Genomic DNA, 14,780 nt, shown 5'->3' on the forward strand with positions numbered 1-14,780 from the left:
AAAAAGACGCCCCGAAGGACGCCCTTACCTAAATATTCGTGTGGCTTGTTGTTGCTCATCTCTATGAACGAAGTAGATTGTTCTGCGATTCTTATCAACGTGATTATCAAGGTCAGCAATACCTAACCCGACCGGACTGACGTTTTGTTCCAGGCGCTGAATCTCTTTTCGCACCTTGTCGTATTCCTCTTGCAATCCGTCGATGACATGCTGATCGCTGCGTTTTGCTCCTAAGTAAATACCTCCGTCGCCGGCATAGTTGTAAATTTCCCTACTAAGACGTTGCGCCTCGTCCCGTAAGCGTCTTACCTCGCTATTAATAGCAACAGATAAAGCGTTGATTGTTTCGTTTGTATCTGCTTCAAACTCTCGAGCCTGACGTACTACCTCGTAGTGATTCGCCTGAGCTTTCAAGAACGCCGCCTTTGCTTTAGCGATGTCATCCCTCGCCTTCGATTCCGCATCTTTGTGACTAGCGATAACTTCCTTCGCCTCAGCCTTTACGTTTGCGATATGGCCGGCAAGCTCATCGACATCAAAGTCGGCAGCCCTTACTTTATTCACGCTCAAGACGGCGATTTCTTTATTAATTGCGTCTATTTCCTCGTCAATCTTGTCGATTGCTTTCGTATCAAACGGCTTGCTCGGATCGTAACTGCTGATGATATTAGACTTTTTCGCGTCCAGGTCAGACAATTTTGCCCGCAGTTCAGTTTCCCGATCCTCAAATGCTTGCTTTTGCTTCGATTTCGTTTGTAAAAACGCCTTTGCTTTTTGAATAAGACCCATTATTCAGCCCCCTCATTTCCTTCAGACTCATCTTCGTCGACGAAATGTTCCGGATTGTTTACGTACTTCGCAATATCACGACCGAACAGTTCTTGCACCGTATCCATTGCCAAGCCTCTACCGAACAGGTCACGATTGAACGCTCCGTCCATTGACTCGTATATTTCCGCAGCTTCTTGTTGCTCCGGAGTTATTGCAACCTTTTTCACGTTATCAAGCGTCCTGCTAAGCTCGACTTTGTATTTTGCTGAGTCTGCCGGATCCGCAGCGCCAAGGACGGTTTGAACCAGCTGCGGGTACTCATCGATTATCTGCTGAGCAAAGAACGGGTCCTTCTGCTGGCGAATGAAATCATTAAGATAGTCCATAGCGTAGTTAGCGCGTGATTCAAGCATGAGTTTCATTTTCAAGTCGTTGAACTGTCGGGTAAAGGTATTTTCGTTGTTACCCATCTCCGGCTTTTTGGGCTTTTCATTCAGTAATAGTTCGGCGTTTACCTTTGCCTTGATAACGCTTTGCTGGTAATTGTCTTTCATTTCCTTTGCGATAGACAAGAACCCTTTGCCAGCTTCTTTCTTGATTAATTCAATTTTCTTTTGCTTTCCGGAAGGGGATAGATCGGGGTCAAGCTGAACATCTTTAATCATGTCTTTAAAAGCATCTTTTGTGGACGCTAATTTCGACATCACACTTCCTCTAATTTCTTGAACGTTATCTAATGCTTCTTTCATCTTTTGATATTGACTCATTTATAAATCTCTCCCTTTTAATTAAATTTTTCGGTGATGCTCGTTTTGCGGCGCATTGCATCAAAACTCAACTGCCGCACTTCCCACGTTTTCACTTTTTGCGAACTGACATGATAATCATGCCGCGGAAACCTCAGCCGATTCTTTGACCTCACTGTCATATCGTTTGTAATCACTTTGGCCTGTTCGCCTGTTTCAAGCAGACTCCCAATGTGATGCGAATATTTATCGAATGCCTCTCGTCTGCTTAGGCGCTTGTCGCAGTATAATGAGGCGATATAAACTGTTTCATTGTCGAACCGTTCCGTGATTCCGAAGCTAGTTTCAGCTTCATTTCGAATAGCAAATACGAAGAAAAGACGGAGACGCTGCTCACTCATCCGACTTCAACTCCTCAAGCTTGGCGAATAGTTTATTGGTCCAATCGGCAGAATCTCGTCGTTTACCGCCATACTTTTTCCTCTTATCCAGGCGACGTTGTTCCCGTTGAGGTAATGAGTCATAGCGTACTTTTCCGGAATTTCTTCTAGCCACGGCGCGCACCTCGCTTTCGATTTAGAGTCGCTTTTCTGTCAGCCACCATGCGGGGCAACATTGAATCGATCTGCCGGTCCGTCATGTAGCAGCCGAACAGGTAAATGCTCTTTTGACCGTCCTCATTGACGACCACCTCTACCGGCTTTCTTCCATTGCGTATGATTTCAAACGAATACATGGGCGTTCCAGACACTTTAACCTCCTCCTTGTCTTGCAAGACTTTTAATCGTGTTTTCTTCAAACTAATGTAAATACACCTGACTCGCATTTTCTTCGCTAAGAAGCCTGTTATATCAACGTTTCAAATCACTAAAGTCTTGCGTGTTTGTCTTGTTCCTGCTGCGCCTTTCCGTCTTGCTCTTTGCGATGGACCGACATACGTCTGAGCAGTACCACAACCGGCTATTTTGCGTTTTGAATATCTCATTGCAACCTCGGCACTTCTTAGAAGATAAGTTTATAAGAGGCTTGATCGAATGAACTATTAGCTTGTTCGTGGAGATATGGGTACCGTCTAGCCAACTACAAGAAAGGTCGGACTTATCAAAAGAATATCTATCATGTTTAACGAGTAATGGACAATGCGCGTCACGCAACAGGCACCAGTTGCCTTGATCGAGGTTTGCACACTCTTTAGGTTTCACGGCATTTCACCTCCTCGAACTCAAAAAGGGCAGCGATGAGCCGACCTTCTTTCCAAACTTCTGCGATCATGGAGCATTTTTCATTCCGATTATGCTTATAAATCTCGTACTGACGATCAGTGTAGACTTGATTCTTCATGGACCACCTTGAACCTCATGCAAAGCCTGCAAAATTACCTGACGAATATAACGTTTCTCTAGCCCGCATCCTGACTTTGGCGAATAGGCATAGCAGAACTCCGTGGCAAACCGTTCGACTAACTTGTAGACCTTCACCGAATCCATTTTCGCCAATGCCTTCCGATCAGCTTCTTCAAGCGTCTGCTCGTAGGCTAATGTAAGCATTGAAAATTGAACGGCGTCGAAGTCGGTGTGCGGCATGGTGTAACGGAACTTCCGTTTGGCTCCGGGCCAGGCGACCAAGTAATCTGTCTGCTTGTCGTCGAAGTAGGTAATGCTAATTTCAGACATTTTTATACTCTCCTCTTGACATTTCATTGATATTGACTTACAATTTATTATGAGTACAACTGTTTAAATTTCTCTAACGAATCAAAAAAAGACATTAAATCATCATCAATAGATACCTTTTGAGCTAGACGAGCCCGAACCGTATCAGAAACTCTTCTTCTACCATTTTCGATTGCCGCAACTGTAGATTCTGATACTCCCAAAAACTCAGCCCACTGTACTTGTGTTTTTGATGCCCTTAGACGTAATCCTTTAAAAGTGCTTGCTTCCACTTGTAACCCTCCTTTTTCGTACTCATAAAGCTAAAAAATACAGGTTAAACACCGCCGGCCAGTGCTTATCCCTTCCCACTATATAGCATTTTTCTCCTAGGTAAAAACCTAATTAACCCTTGATATTCCAGTGTTTTCGGCGGTTTTCATCCGCCTCAACAAACTTTTCTTTTTCGAGTTGTTCCATTCCTATATCAGCGATTTTTCTAACGGTAACCTCTCCCCATTGGACAGACGATTTAGTCTTCATACGCTCTTTCGGTCGATAGTTGAAAGGCTTTTCGCTGAACTCATCCCGACCAACATACATCGGCTTCCTTTTCCCGTTTAAACGGACGGCATCGAAATCCTCGTCTTGCTTGTAGGCGAACAAATCAATCTTATTGTCTTCGTAAACTCTTTCACTGCGGGTCGATATTTCGTTCAATTCATACGGCGAATAAAAGGGATTTTCATATTCTTGGCGCTGCCGATAACGTTTGAGACGTGTTTCTGACTCAAGGTGGTGAACCTTGGCGTTGTATTCGGCTCGCTTTCTTAAAGCCTCTTTTCTGGATCGGCAAGTGTCGCCGCATACCTTGGCGTTCTTTCTCTGGCTTCGGTCGATAAAATTCGATTCGCAGATTTCACACTTTTTAACCCTACGTCTTTCTGCCGGATTTATAGGTACTCCTATGAAACAACGCTCCAAGTATCCCTGAGCCCCTTCGCCGAGGGGCGGAAACTCCTCATTGGTTTGAGCATCACCGCTTGCCTCACGCTTCAGGGATAGACCTTTTACATGATCGTTAGCCAGCACGTAGTCTGTCAGCAATTCAATAGCGCGACCACTTTTGGAAGGAGGTAATTGGACATGTCTTGCGTTTACTGTTGCTGTATAGCCGGGCTTTTGCGCATCAACAAAATGTTCGTTTACCTCATGCGATAATCCTTCAGCTATATTCATCCGGGACCAAAATGACCCCGATGCGAGAAATTCCTTGTAGTGTCGCTGATAGTAGTTAGGAAAGTAGCGGAAAATCTCGGAAACTAGATGGTTGTAGTTCATGGCTCTCTCCTCCTCATTTCGGAATTAATTACACGAACGGTTAACTCTTTTTCTTATTTGTTTCTCTTTTCTGCGATAAGATATATAGAATAGATAACACCGACGAATTTATGAGTCGGAATTATTTTAAATCTAGTTCAATAAATCTAGTTCATAAATATAGTTCGCGTCCATTTAATTCCGAACATACGTTACTTTTTTACCGAACATTGCGGAATTAATTACACGAACGGTATCTTTTCATCCTCTCCTTTGCCTTTTTTCGCTCAGTATCCCGGTATCTCAGACGATTCTTATATTCCTCAAGCGCTTCCGGAAACTTCACATAGAAGTCCTTCTCATCAAGCGGCTCAAGCGGAATATAAACGTTCTTCCCATCCTCACGTACGACGACCTTCATCAGATCGAGCTTCTTCAGTTTCGCCATGTGAGCGTCCAACGTCTTCGGATTCTTCCCGTACCTCATCGCCAGGGTGTCGCGGTTAGGGTAAGCGTAGCCTTCGTCAGCGTTGTAATAGTCCACTATAATCGCATATAGATAACTGTGCTCCGCCTTGAAGTCCGGGTGATACGTGTAATGATGGACCAGTTCTGACGGAATTTTGACGAAATGCTTGCCGTCTTCTCTTCGTTTTGACTTATCGAATACATTCATTCCGATTCCTCCTTGAAAATTTATAAAAAGAAACCCGACCAGCGCCGGGCTCTTCTTGTTAACAAACGACGAACTGATAAAAACCGTTTCCAAGATCCACCACGCTGTCAACAGCCTGGTCAACTGTTGTAAAGTAGGCGATACCGTAGTAATCAAGAGCCATTTTAACAATCGTCTGTACGCCCACAGTGGCAGTGATTATCGAGATAATTCCGCTAATATCTTCTTTTTCGAGTAGCAAGTCAAAAACATCACTATTTACACCAGTAGCCGTGCTCAAGAAGTATGAGTCAACATCCATATTTTCTATCAGTTGTTGAGTTACAAATCTTAAAAACTCAGATTCATGTAAAACCTCACCATCAAAGCCGTGATGAGCCATGTTATTTTCTTCAAGCGCTTTTAACTTTAATTTTTTCATATACTCTTCTCTCGGAACTTTAACATCTTCTCTTTGACTGAAATTCATTTAAATCTCTCCCTTTTAATTAGTTTTTGTTTTACTCAAATGAAATTTCGATTTTCAAAATTCTTCCTTCGCTATCCCTTTTCGCATAGACGTCATACAATCCGTCACCATACCCGGTCTTTAAAGCCAAATCAAAACGCTTGGCTTCAGCAGCTCCACCTTTACTATTTACCTTCTCGTAAATATCCTCGATTTTGTCCTCTAGCCCCTCCTTTATATAGCAAGGATCACTAATCAGAAGCATTCCACTATCTACACCGACTGTTCCGATTCGTTCTCCTGCGAATGATCTTTCTCTATGAAACTCATACCACCATTGAACCTTATCAGTTAATTCTTCCTTCGGAATTCTACGAAGTTTGTAAGCTCCTTTGGGTTCCATAATCATTTCCAAGCGTTCCGGGTCTTGCCCTTTCCCCAAAATCAACATATCAACCGCCATATCCTCTTTTACATCGATTACTTCAAAATATCTAGCCAATTTACATTTCCCCTTTCAAATTTGTCTTCAAAGAATAATACACCTGAGATTTCAAAGTCGCGCAAAAATTTTATCTCCTACTGTATAATAGTCACCCACAGGACAACTCGCACAAAAATAGTTCTTTGTACCTAATTCGTTTCTTTCCATTTTCTTGTCCTATCCTATAATACGAAGGAAAACTACCTACTGTCGCACGCCTAAGAGAATTATTTCACACGAATCACTATTTAAAGGGATAATTCACAATTCTTCTAAATTGAAGGATCGTTAACTTAACGCAAGCCCTCCACTCCCATTTCCGCAGCTACCTCCTCCACGCTCATAGTCACGTTCAACTGTTGCCGCAACTCAAAACTCTTCAGCAGTGCTCCCTCATATCTTCGCTCAACGTCTTCCAACGTATTTCTCGCAATATAGACGAACGGTTTCATCCGGGCCATTTCATCCTTCACAACGCGGCGCCTTGTCAGCAGCCTCTTTAACTCCGACGTATAGGCAATAGCGTCAAGATCCTGGTGCGAAGTCTTTTCGATTGTATGGTATATATCGCTAATCTGCCGATCGAGTGCGGACTGCATCATGCGCAGCTTTTTATCCGTTTCCAGTAGCTCCTTGTATGTATTAACGATTCTGCGATGGTAATTATCAGATATAAATTCCATTTTCATAACCTCCGAATGTATTAGATTCATAGATTCGCCTCATACTTCTCCAACGGCAGATCGACCAACGTCTAAAGTTGCCGCCTCACACGCTCGTCCAACTGTCGCGATGAGTTAAACGGGTGACCGATGCGCCCTGCCCCCGCGCACCGACCGTCCGTAAACTTACCTTGCTACCATGCGAATATACTCCAAGAGCGTCAGCTTCTCGATTTGATCTACTGGAATCTTATCGGTGAGCTCTACTTCGTTATACGCGTCGAGATATACTTGATTGCCGTCAATGTATCCTCGTACTATAATTCGCAAACACAAAACGTTAGGAATATCAAATGCCAATAGATTGCCGTCTATCAGCGTCGCCTGTTCTGTCGGTGCCTGGGGATCATTGATGTAGTGAACCGTTACCCTCCGCGTCACTGTGACCACCCGAATCGCTCGATTAGCATGAGGAGACTGCCGAGTGACATTTCCGGATTATCGATGAGAGCGCGGGTTTCCTTGTTCGCCTTAATCGAGATAAGGTCGTTCAGCAGCTCGTAACTTCCGGGGTATTTGTTTGACGGTAAGAGAGTCCCGATGAATAGCACGCCATCGATTTCCGTGCAGTAGTACGATCCCATATCGCTTACTAAGAGACTGCGAAAATATTCCGGCTGATCCTTCTCAACTTCTAAAACTACTGATACGATTTTACGATTACCCATTTAATTTTCCTCCCTTTAATTCGCCTGATTTGTCTAGGCCTACGAATAGTCCAAGCGTGAATGCGCCTATTATTGAAAATCCAATCGCTGCTATCATCGTTTAAAGTCCTCCTCGGTTAGAACAGTAAGTTTAATCGGCTTGTACCGAGCAGTTAGCCCTCCATATGCTGGCCAACCTTCCATAGTGAATGTAAAGAGCGCTTGTTGATACGTGATTCCCTCGAGTTCTTTACCGTTGAAAACCTCGATTGTGTCATGCGGGTAAAGTTCCTTCTTGCCTTTTTCGCCTTCAATGAATACTCGATCAGATTCAACGAGTAATATCCCGACCGTGTATCCTTCGGCTATTGATTTCGCAACTTCTTCAGTCACTTGAATTCCTCCAATCGATTAAAATTACGTTTAGCGTAATCTCTATATCCTTACTATAATTCCGTTTAGCGTAATTGTCAACAACTAAATTACACTTTGCGTAATTTTTTATTTTCGTTTATAATTTGGATATAAATATTGCTTCGGAGGTACGTATGGGGAAACTAATTGAATTAAGACTTAGAGAGTTACTTAACGAGAGGGACATCGGGCAGAAGACACTTGCGGAGATGACTGGCCTTACTGAAAGAACTATTAGCGAGTTATGTAATAATAAAGTGAAACGGTACCCCAAAGAAGCAATCGAAAAAATCGCCGACGCATTAGAGATAAACGAAATCAGTCAAATAATAACCATAAAAGAAAGCGACTCCATATAGGGGCCGCCTTTTATTTTTTAACCGGTATTAATAGTTCTGCGATCAACTTTAACGCCTCGAATTCTTGCTGCAGTCTATTCCTTTCTATTTTCGCCAGGTCAGCCAGTAACTCCACTCGCTGAATTTCGTTCTGCTTATCCATTGTATATGGCGTCAACTGCATCGTCCTTATTTTGTCAGACGTTCCTTTTACTTTTCCGTTCTTATATAGATCCGCCTCAATCACCGCCAACTCCTCACGAAGCTCCTTTACCTTATATACTTCCGTCAAGAACGCTTTCTCCGCTTGAAATATCTTGGCTGGCATTTCGTCCAGTGCTCGCTTAATATCTCTACCCATTTATATCCCTCCCGACCTCTATAACTCGATATATGAAATCCATAAACGACATATTCCTAAATTCCCGCAAGTCAAAAACTCGCTCAGGATTCTCTTTTAATGACAAGCGAACAGAAGCGACAATCTCCGAATACTCATCGACCACAATTTCCGCACCTTCTCGTTTGTACCTGTAAACTAAGATGTCATAATCTGAAACAGTAAATAGAAGATTATCGTCAAGCAGCCACCCGGGGAAATAACACTTTCTAATTTCGTCGCCTTCCGTATACTCAAACCTAGACATAACGTATTCATCCGTCATAGTAGAAATCATCCGGACATACCTCCCTATTAAATTTTTCGTCCATCTTTCACAACGGACTTGCATTATTTCGATGTCCCACGCATACGTTGACAAGGAACTTGCTTCCCGGTCGACTCCTATGGGCCACTTCTAACCCCTCAGCCTCCTCCTCTCTTTTCAGCGAGTTAACTCCTAGTTAATAACTAGTTAATATAGTTATATGCAGCACCGATTGTCCGACTTTACTTGTCCGTAGTGAAAACTTTCACAGTCGGCTTGTATATTTTTCGCAAAACTTGTCCATAACGGTAGTAAACTAAGGATGAGGAGCGATTAATATGTTTGGATTATTCGGAGGTAAGCCAAGAACGAAGCTCGGCAAGTGGCTAGATGCGCGCGGAATCACGCAGGAGTGGCTCGTAAAAGAGTCGAAGGTCAGCCGTAATACAATCAGTCAGATTGCGAGTAATAAGGAATATGCGCCGACACTGGCGACAATAAAGAAGATAATGCAGGCGATAAAACGGGTTGATCCAGGAGCTCGACCGGATGACTTTTTCGACATGTAAAAATTCCTTTTGCAATTCCAATCGACTATTCCTTTCATAATTCCAGGCTAGAATTCCGTTTGGAATAGAGTGATTATTATAACGGTCAATTGTCCGCCTTGTACTCTCATATTCCTTTTCGCAGGGACTATATATAAATATATACCTGTTCATAAAGTGGAAGTTTACTGTATAATATTAGTAAATAAATACAATATTAGGAGTGGTAGAATTGGCGAAAATTGATAAGCTAGTAAACCTTGCGAAGGAACATTTAGACGCCGGTGAGGAGATCGCTTATTCCGTGCTTGGCGCTTATGAAACGAAAATGATGGGCAAAGACACGGTAAGAAATGGCGTTATGCTGGCAACCGACAAACGCATATTTTTCTACGGCAAGAAAACGTTCGGCTATGACATCGAGGTCTTCCCGTATGAGAACGTAAGCTCGATTGAAATGAGCAAAGGAATGATGGGCCACTCGATCGCGTTCTTCTCCTCCGGTAACAAGGTGAAAATGAAATGGATCAACGTTGGGGATATTCCGGGCTTTATCGATCACGTAAAAGGAAATATCGGCAAATCATCCGCGAAGACACAAGCTGCAGCTACGCAAGAATCGTCCAGTGCTGCCGATGAAATCAAGCGCTTTGCTGAGCTGAGGGATTCCGGAGTGATTACGGAAGAGGAATTCGATGCGAAGAAGAAACAACTGCTAGGGATTTAAGGAGGTGATACACAGTGAGTAACGGAGCTCAATGCGCAGATTGCGGCAACTTCTTTGAATACTTAGTAGACGATGGCGTTTGTGAAAAATGCCTTCAAGAACGATTAGACAACGAGTAAATAAGGGCGTCCAGTAGGGCGTTCTTTTTTTTCGCCTAACACCCCGAGTTTAAAATTTTTGCCGCGAAATTTTTTCGGCTGGTGACAGCGACTTACCCCTGAAGATTTTTTATATTTCGCGTATGTCAGACCCACCTAGGACAGTCGCTCAGATTCGAGGTACGCCCCCCGGTATAAAATTCACGTGGAATTTATGCAGCCGGATGAATTGTATATACATATCTAGTAGACATAACACAGATTATAGGGAATACAATCGAGGTATAAACCGCATCATATCAACGTTTCACATACTCGCAATCCAATCGAATATACACGTTCTTATACATCGCAGTAATGACGGGCGTTCCAGCGTCTGCTTAAGTTTGTGAAATACGTTTATTTCCCGGAATAATGCATACGATCAGACCCCCTGAGTTTTCGGAGGCCACGTCCGTCGGGACCCCTCGGCTGGTGTTTTGCGAAAGAATACGCAATCAGATTACGCCATCTAACCCCTGATATATGCGATAAATCGGAAGTAATCGGCAACGTAATCCTGCGAATATGTAAACACTTGTATATACACGTTACCCTATCCGAACACCTCCAACTCTTGCCCTTACGCCATTTACCTCGATAACGCTTTACCGTGATAAAGTTTTACATGCGCCATTTCATACGGTTACGATTATGTCCGATTACGAAAGGTAATGCTGCGTAAATTTTCAGCAAGGCTCACGCTAGGGGCTCACGGCTGGTTAAACCTAAAGTAAACTAAACGGATATATTATCGCCTGACCTATGGCGTACCTACGTTCCCCATGTTTCCCATGCGCTTTAGATTGCGTTTATAATAGACGTAAGGTGGTGACGTCAATGAACGATTTATTATCAGGACCATTTACGCTAAAATTCGCCCGTGAGCACCTACTGCCGGACGAAACGATTGTAACAAACGATGATGAGACGTATTATATTATTCGCCTGGGTGATTACGGTGAGCTTGAACGTGAGGGCTATCGGAAGGTTAAATAAAAGCCCTCTCGAAATGAGAAGGCGTAAATATTAATTAAAGTCTCTTCGCTGCTTAAGATTATTTAGTGGCGAAAACTTACGGTGTTTGTCTTTAACATCATCCGAGAACAAGTTAACGTATGTCTTTACCATATCCATCGTCGTATGACCTAGTATCGTTTGAAGCTCGAATATTCCCGCCCCATTTTTAACGCTCAATTTAGCAAACGTGTGTCTAAACGTGTGGGGGCTGCACCTAACGTTGGAAATTTTCGCATCCTTGCCATATTGGCTTATTCGGTTCTGTATCTGGCGCTTGGTAAGTGGCGTCTCGTCTACGGTAACAAATAACGAATCACAATCGACTATAACTCCTCGGATAGCAGAGTATCTTCGTAGTTGATCCTTCATCGTAACGGACAAAGGAACCATACGTTGCTTATACCCTTTTGTATTACGAATAAGAAGGTTTGACTCGTCCCAGTGTATGTCCGTAATCTTTAGACCGACTAATTCATTTGCGCGTATACCTGTCTCAACCAGTAAAAGCATAAGCGTGTAGTCTCGAACACCGGTGAACGTCTTTAGGTCCGGCTGATTTAACAAGTCGTTGAGCTGCTTTACACTAAACGTGGCGATAACTGATTTACGGTCCCTGACTTGCTTGACGTCTCTCATAGGATTGGTCGGAAGATAATTGCGCTCATACAGAAAGTTGAAGTAGGCACGAATCGCCCGCAGGCGAGTGTTGACGCTTGTAATCTTAAGCCCCTTCACATCGCGCAGATATAGAATGACATTTTCGCGGATGATCTCCGGTGTAATATTACCAGGCGTTGTGTCTACGTCCTGACCTTCAAGTAACCGTTTGAAGGCACGGAGTTCATTTTCGTAATACTTGATGGTGTGCTCCCGCAAATTCCGAATCTTGGCGTCCTTAATGAATAAGTCAACGCCGTCCTCAAAGTCGATATAATCCGACCTCAGCGATCCTCTCAGCTTCGTAAGGTCATTTACGGATAAATTATTACTGCGTCTTTTTCTGCTCATTATACGGCCTCCATTATCGTTGTATCGTCTATCGAGTTCGCACGACCGACTGCACACGATTTAGACCGCAAGAATAGTGCGCATACACAAAGAAAAAACGATGCCTCTTCGCTGAGTCATCGTCTGAGTAATGCGATATAATAACGCACCATGTTCTAAAAATTATACCGGTGGCCGGGATCGAACCGGCACTCCAGAGGAACACGATTTTGAGTCGTGCGCGTCTGCCAATTCCGCCACACCGGCATTACATATGGAGGCGGCAACCGGATTTGAACCGGTGATCAGGGTTTTGCAGACCCATGCCTTACCACTTGGCTATGCCGCCATATTATTGGAGCGGAAGACGGGATTCGAACCCGCGACCCCCACCTTGGCAAGGTGGTGTTCTACCACTGAACTACTTCCGCACTACTGGGCTAGCTGGATTCGAACCAACGCATGTCGCAGTCAAAGTGCGATGCCTTACCGCTTGGCTATAGCCCACTGATAGTATATGTCACGGAAATAAAAATGTGACTTTTATGGGGCGACTGATGGGAATCGAACCCACGAATGCCTGAACCACAATCAGGTGCGTTAACCACTTCGCCACAATCGCCATGATGAAAATAAAAATTGGCAGGGGTAGTAGGAATCGAACCCACACCAAAGGTTTTGGAGACCTTCGTTCTACCGTTAAACTATACCCCTAAGATAAATGGTGGAGGGGGGCAGATTCGAACTGCCGAACCCGAAGGAGCGGATTTACAGTCCGCCGCGTTTAGCCACTTCGCTACCCCTCCAGCTAAATCACTTGACTGGTGCCGGCAAGAGGACTTGAACCCCCAACCTACTGATTACAAGTCAGTTGCTCTACCAGTTGAGCTACACCGGCATCAAGTAAATAAATGGTGGCTCAGGACGGAATCGAACCGCCGACACATGGATTTTCAGTCCATTGCTCTACCAACTGAGCTACTGAGCCTTATTAAGTATGCATCCTACAATTAGAATGTTGTAGTCCATCGTCCAGCTCTCAGGAAGATGAATCAAGGAGCTGCTCGAGCTGTACGCTGATGTTAACTCGATGAAGATTATTCACCGTGCTCTACCAACTGAGCTACTGAGCCAAATAGTTTTCGTCTTCCGCTAAGCTTCGAATCTCTTCGTCAGCTCACTCAGTCACATCCTCACGTATGTAAAATACGCTCCGGTGTTCCTTCGATCGCTTCCTCGACCTTCTCGCTTATCGAAACCCTTTTCCATTTCAAAAAACACTATTTAAATAACAATGGCGGTCCGGACGGGACTCGAACCCGCGACCTCCTGCGTGACAGGCAGGCATTCTAACCAACTGAACTACCGGACCAAAGCTTTTTGCGCTAGCAAAATAGGTTTCATTAATTCGCGCTAGCGAAAATAACTATCCTTGCGTCACTCATAAAAGATCAAAGTTAATCTCTTACTAATAACAAGCAAAAATGGTATTGCGGGGACAGGATTTGAACCTGCGACCTTCGGGTTATGAGCCCGACGAGCTACCGAACTGCTCCACCCCGCGACGATTTAAATATTAAAATATCAATGGTGGAGGATGACGGGATCGAACCGCCGACCCTCTGCTTGTAAGGCAGATGCTCTCCCAGCTGAGCTAATCCTCCATTATTAAAATTAGTGATTTTAAAACTTTGGTGACCCATACGGGATTCGAACCCGTGTTACCGCCGTGAAAGGGCGGTGTCTTAACCGCTTGACCAATGGGCCATATTGAGAAAATATAATGGCGGAGAGCAAGGGATTTGAACCCTTGAGACAGCGTTAACCGTCTACACGATTTCCAATCGTGCTCCTTCGGCCACTCGGACAGCTCTCCATATATTGGCTCCGCAGGCAAGATTCGAACTTGCGACCGATCGGTTAACAGCCGATAGCTCTACCACTGAGCTACTGCGGAACGATATGCCTGGCGACGTCCTACTCTCACAGGGGGAGATCCCCCAACTACCATCGGCGCTGAAGAGCTTAACTTCCGTGTTCGGCATGGGAACGGGTGTGACCTCTTCGCCATTGTCACCAGACTATGTATTGTCTCTTTTTTAAGGACAAGTTCTATTATATCGTGTATAAATATTTTTTCAAGGCTTTTTTTATATTTATGTATAAAATTTATTCCCTGAAAACTAGATAAAGGATTGATGTCAAGAAAGCCGAAAATCGACCAATGTTGCATCTACTATTGAAGTAGATATCATTCCAGCTCCGGCGGCTAGAGACTCGAGGTCATTTCAGTTCAATCAGCTGAGGGTAAAAAGCACCCTCTTCTGATTGCTCAGAAATGCTTGTCGTCTCTGTTCAAGCCGCCTCCGCTTTATAGTGTGGTTAAGTCCTCGATCGATTAGTATCAGTCAACTCCACATGTCGCCATGCTTCCATCTCTGACCTATCTACCTAGTCATCTTCTAGGGATCTTACTCACTTACGTGATGGGAAATC

At 44.0% G+C, this 14,780-nt stretch carries 23 protein-coding genes, 15 tRNA genes and 2 rRNA genes; 4 read left to right on the top strand and 36 right to left on the bottom strand.

What is annotated here, in order from left to right:
* Positions 1–24: 24 nt before the first annotated feature.
* From LCL96_RS12445 to LCL96_RS12520, 16 genes are all read right to left on the bottom strand, one after another.
* Entirely contained in the window at positions 25–789 is a 765-nt protein-coding gene (locus LCL96_RS12445) for a hypothetical protein (protein WP_224941797.1), read from the bottom strand.
* Positions 789–1,538 (bottom strand): hypothetical protein, encoded by a 750-nt coding sequence (locus LCL96_RS12450; RefSeq protein ID WP_224941798.1) that lies wholly within the window; start codon positions 1,536–1,538, stop codon positions 789–791. The genes LCL96_RS12445 and LCL96_RS12450 overlap by 1 nt, the downstream gene beginning before the upstream one ends.
* A 17-nt stretch (positions 1,539–1,555) precedes the next feature.
* Positions 1,556–1,918, bottom strand: coding sequence for a hypothetical protein (locus tag LCL96_RS12455; protein WP_224941799.1), 363 nt, complete (start codon positions 1,916–1,918; stop codon positions 1,556–1,558).
* A complete protein-coding gene (locus tag LCL96_RS12460; RefSeq protein WP_224941800.1) occupies positions 1,911–2,072 on the bottom strand; it encodes a hypothetical protein in 162 nt (53 codons plus the stop codon). The genes LCL96_RS12455 and LCL96_RS12460 overlap by 8 nt, the downstream gene beginning before the upstream one ends.
* On the bottom strand, positions 2,065–2,268 hold the full coding sequence (locus LCL96_RS12465; RefSeq protein WP_224941801.1) for a hypothetical protein: 204 nt from the start codon (positions 2,266–2,268) through the stop codon (positions 2,065–2,067). The genes LCL96_RS12460 and LCL96_RS12465 overlap by 8 nt, the downstream gene beginning before the upstream one ends.
* 440 nt (positions 2,269–2,708) lie before the next feature.
* On the bottom strand, positions 2,709–2,858 hold the full coding sequence (locus tag LCL96_RS12470) for a hypothetical protein (protein WP_224941802.1): 150 nt from the start codon (positions 2,856–2,858) through the stop codon (positions 2,709–2,711).
* Positions 2,855–3,190 (bottom strand): hypothetical protein, encoded by a 336-nt coding sequence (locus tag LCL96_RS12475; RefSeq protein WP_224941803.1) that lies wholly within the window; start codon positions 3,188–3,190, stop codon positions 2,855–2,857. Before LCL96_RS12475 ends, LCL96_RS12470 begins: the two co-directional genes overlap by 4 nt.
* A gap of 47 nt (positions 3,191–3,237) precedes the next feature.
* The gene (locus LCL96_RS12480; RefSeq protein ID WP_224941804.1) at positions 3,238–3,462 is read right to left on the bottom strand and encodes a helix-turn-helix transcriptional regulator; all 225 of its coding nucleotides are present in this window, start codon (positions 3,460–3,462) and stop codon (positions 3,238–3,240) included.
* A 112-nt stretch (positions 3,463–3,574) separates the two neighbouring features.
* Positions 3,575–4,510, bottom strand: coding sequence for a hypothetical protein (locus tag LCL96_RS12485; RefSeq protein WP_224941805.1), 936 nt, complete (start codon positions 4,508–4,510; stop codon positions 3,575–3,577).
* A gap of 217 nt (positions 4,511–4,727) precedes the next feature.
* Positions 4,728–5,165, bottom strand: a complete 438-nt coding sequence (locus tag LCL96_RS12490) for a helix-turn-helix domain-containing protein (RefSeq protein ID WP_224941806.1) — start codon at positions 5,163–5,165, stop codon at positions 4,728–4,730.
* A 58-nt stretch (positions 5,166–5,223) separates the two neighbouring features.
* Complete coding sequence (locus LCL96_RS12495; RefSeq protein ID WP_224941807.1) at positions 5,224–5,634, bottom strand: hypothetical protein; 411 nt, start codon at positions 5,632–5,634, stop codon at positions 5,224–5,226.
* A gap of 31 nt (positions 5,635–5,665) precedes the next feature.
* The gene (locus tag LCL96_RS12500; RefSeq protein ID WP_224941808.1) at positions 5,666–6,115 is read right to left on the bottom strand and encodes a hypothetical protein; all 450 of its coding nucleotides are present in this window, start codon (positions 6,113–6,115) and stop codon (positions 5,666–5,668) included.
* A gap of 275 nt (positions 6,116–6,390) precedes the next feature.
* Positions 6,391–6,810 carry a hypothetical protein gene (locus LCL96_RS12505; RefSeq protein ID WP_224941809.1) on the bottom strand — a complete coding sequence of 140 codons (420 nt, stop codon included), beginning with the start codon at positions 6,808–6,810 and terminating at the stop codon, positions 6,391–6,393.
* Between the two features lie 135 nt (positions 6,811–6,945).
* Positions 6,946–7,200, bottom strand: a complete 255-nt coding sequence (locus LCL96_RS12510) for a hypothetical protein (RefSeq protein WP_224941810.1) — start codon at positions 7,198–7,200, stop codon at positions 6,946–6,948.
* Complete coding sequence (locus LCL96_RS12515; protein ID WP_224941811.1) at positions 7,197–7,487, bottom strand: hypothetical protein; 291 nt, start codon at positions 7,485–7,487, stop codon at positions 7,197–7,199. The genes LCL96_RS12510 and LCL96_RS12515 overlap by 4 nt, the downstream gene beginning before the upstream one ends.
* Before the next feature lie 93 nt (positions 7,488–7,580).
* Positions 7,581–7,859, bottom strand: a complete 279-nt coding sequence (locus LCL96_RS12520; RefSeq protein ID WP_224941812.1) for a hypothetical protein — start codon at positions 7,857–7,859, stop codon at positions 7,581–7,583.
* A 155-nt stretch (positions 7,860–8,014) separates the two neighbouring features.
* On the opposite strand from LCL96_RS12520, the gene LCL96_RS12525 reads away from it, so the two are divergent.
* Positions 8,015–8,239 carry a helix-turn-helix domain-containing protein gene (locus tag LCL96_RS12525; RefSeq protein WP_224941813.1) on the top strand — a complete coding sequence of 75 codons (225 nt, stop codon included), beginning with the start codon at positions 8,015–8,017 and terminating at the stop codon, positions 8,237–8,239.
* A 10-nt stretch (positions 8,240–8,249) separates the two neighbouring features.
* On the opposite strand, the gene LCL96_RS12530 is transcribed toward LCL96_RS12525, so the two are convergent.
* Together LCL96_RS12530 and LCL96_RS12535 are read right to left on the bottom strand one after the other, a co-directional pair.
* On the bottom strand, positions 8,250–8,579 hold the full coding sequence (locus LCL96_RS12530) for a hypothetical protein (RefSeq protein ID WP_224941814.1): 330 nt from the start codon (positions 8,577–8,579) through the stop codon (positions 8,250–8,252).
* On the bottom strand, positions 8,572–8,895 hold the full coding sequence (locus LCL96_RS12535; protein ID WP_224941815.1) for a hypothetical protein: 324 nt from the start codon (positions 8,893–8,895) through the stop codon (positions 8,572–8,574). The genes LCL96_RS12530 and LCL96_RS12535 overlap by 8 nt, the downstream gene beginning before the upstream one ends.
* A gap of 308 nt (positions 8,896–9,203) precedes the next feature.
* Between LCL96_RS12535 and LCL96_RS12540 the strand changes: the two genes are divergently transcribed.
* The 3 genes from LCL96_RS12540 (at position 9,204) to LCL96_RS12550 (ending at position 11,276) form a co-directional block, all read left to right on the top strand.
* Positions 9,204–9,434 (top strand): helix-turn-helix domain-containing protein, encoded by a 231-nt coding sequence (locus LCL96_RS12540; RefSeq protein WP_224941816.1) that lies wholly within the window; start codon positions 9,204–9,206, stop codon positions 9,432–9,434.
* 202 nt (positions 9,435–9,636) lie between these two features.
* Positions 9,637–10,140, top strand: a complete 504-nt coding sequence (locus LCL96_RS12545; protein WP_224941817.1) for a PH domain-containing protein — start codon at positions 9,637–9,639, stop codon at positions 10,138–10,140.
* A 977-nt stretch (positions 10,141–11,117) separates the two neighbouring features.
* Positions 11,118–11,276, top strand: coding sequence for a hypothetical protein (locus tag LCL96_RS12550; RefSeq protein WP_224941818.1), 159 nt, complete (start codon positions 11,118–11,120; stop codon positions 11,274–11,276).
* 30 nt (positions 11,277–11,306) lie between these two features.
* On the opposite strand, the gene LCL96_RS12555 is transcribed toward LCL96_RS12550, so the two are convergent.
* From LCL96_RS12555 to LCL96_RS12640, 18 genes are all read right to left on the bottom strand, one after another.
* Positions 11,307–12,305 carry a tyrosine-type recombinase/integrase gene (locus LCL96_RS12555; protein WP_224941819.1) on the bottom strand — a complete coding sequence of 333 codons (999 nt, stop codon included), beginning with the start codon at positions 12,303–12,305 and terminating at the stop codon, positions 11,307–11,309.
* Positions 12,306–12,470: 165 nt separating this feature from the next.
* Positions 12,471–12,551: transfer RNA gene (locus LCL96_RS12560), tRNA-Leu, on the bottom strand.
* Positions 12,552–12,559: 8 nt separating this feature from the next.
* Positions 12,560–12,633: transfer RNA gene (locus LCL96_RS12565), tRNA-Cys, on the bottom strand.
* A 7-nt stretch (positions 12,634–12,640) separates the two neighbouring features.
* A tRNA-Gly gene (locus LCL96_RS12570) sits at positions 12,641–12,715 on the bottom strand.
* Positions 12,716–12,719: 4 nt separating this feature from the next.
* A tRNA-Gln gene (locus tag LCL96_RS12575) sits at positions 12,720–12,791 on the bottom strand.
* Between the two features lie 39 nt (positions 12,792–12,830).
* A tRNA-His gene (locus tag LCL96_RS12580) sits at positions 12,831–12,906 on the bottom strand.
* Positions 12,907–12,924: 18 nt separating this feature from the next.
* Positions 12,925–12,998, bottom strand: a tRNA-Trp gene (locus LCL96_RS12585).
* 8 nt (positions 12,999–13,006) lie between these two features.
* Positions 13,007–13,090, bottom strand: a tRNA-Tyr gene (locus LCL96_RS12590).
* Positions 13,091–13,106: 16 nt separating this feature from the next.
* Positions 13,107–13,182, bottom strand: a tRNA-Thr gene (locus LCL96_RS12595).
* A 14-nt stretch (positions 13,183–13,196) separates the two neighbouring features.
* A tRNA-Phe gene (locus LCL96_RS12600) sits at positions 13,197–13,272 on the bottom strand.
* Positions 13,273–13,579: 307 nt separating this feature from the next.
* Positions 13,580–13,656 (bottom strand) — tRNA-Asp (locus LCL96_RS12605).
* 118 nt (positions 13,657–13,774) lie between these two features.
* A tRNA-Met gene (locus LCL96_RS12610) sits at positions 13,775–13,848 on the bottom strand.
* Between the two features lie 24 nt (positions 13,849–13,872).
* Positions 13,873–13,948, bottom strand: a tRNA-Val gene (locus tag LCL96_RS12615).
* A gap of 28 nt (positions 13,949–13,976) precedes the next feature.
* Positions 13,977–14,051 (bottom strand) — tRNA-Glu (locus LCL96_RS12620).
* Positions 14,052–14,068: 17 nt separating this feature from the next.
* Positions 14,069–14,160, bottom strand: a tRNA-Ser gene (locus tag LCL96_RS12625).
* A 6-nt stretch (positions 14,161–14,166) separates the two neighbouring features.
* Positions 14,167–14,241, bottom strand: a tRNA-Asn gene (locus LCL96_RS12630).
* A gap of 7 nt (positions 14,242–14,248) precedes the next feature.
* Positions 14,249–14,365, bottom strand: a 5S ribosomal RNA gene (rrf, locus tag LCL96_RS12635).
* Positions 14,366–14,662: 297 nt separating this feature from the next.
* Positions 14,663–14,780: ribosomal RNA gene (locus LCL96_RS12640) — 23S ribosomal RNA — on the bottom strand; the annotation flags it as partial.

The organism is Rossellomorea aquimaris (assembly GCF_020172085.1).
Taxonomy (GTDB): domain Bacteria; phylum Bacillota; class Bacilli; order Bacillales; family Bacillaceae_B; genus Rossellomorea; species Rossellomorea aquimaris_E.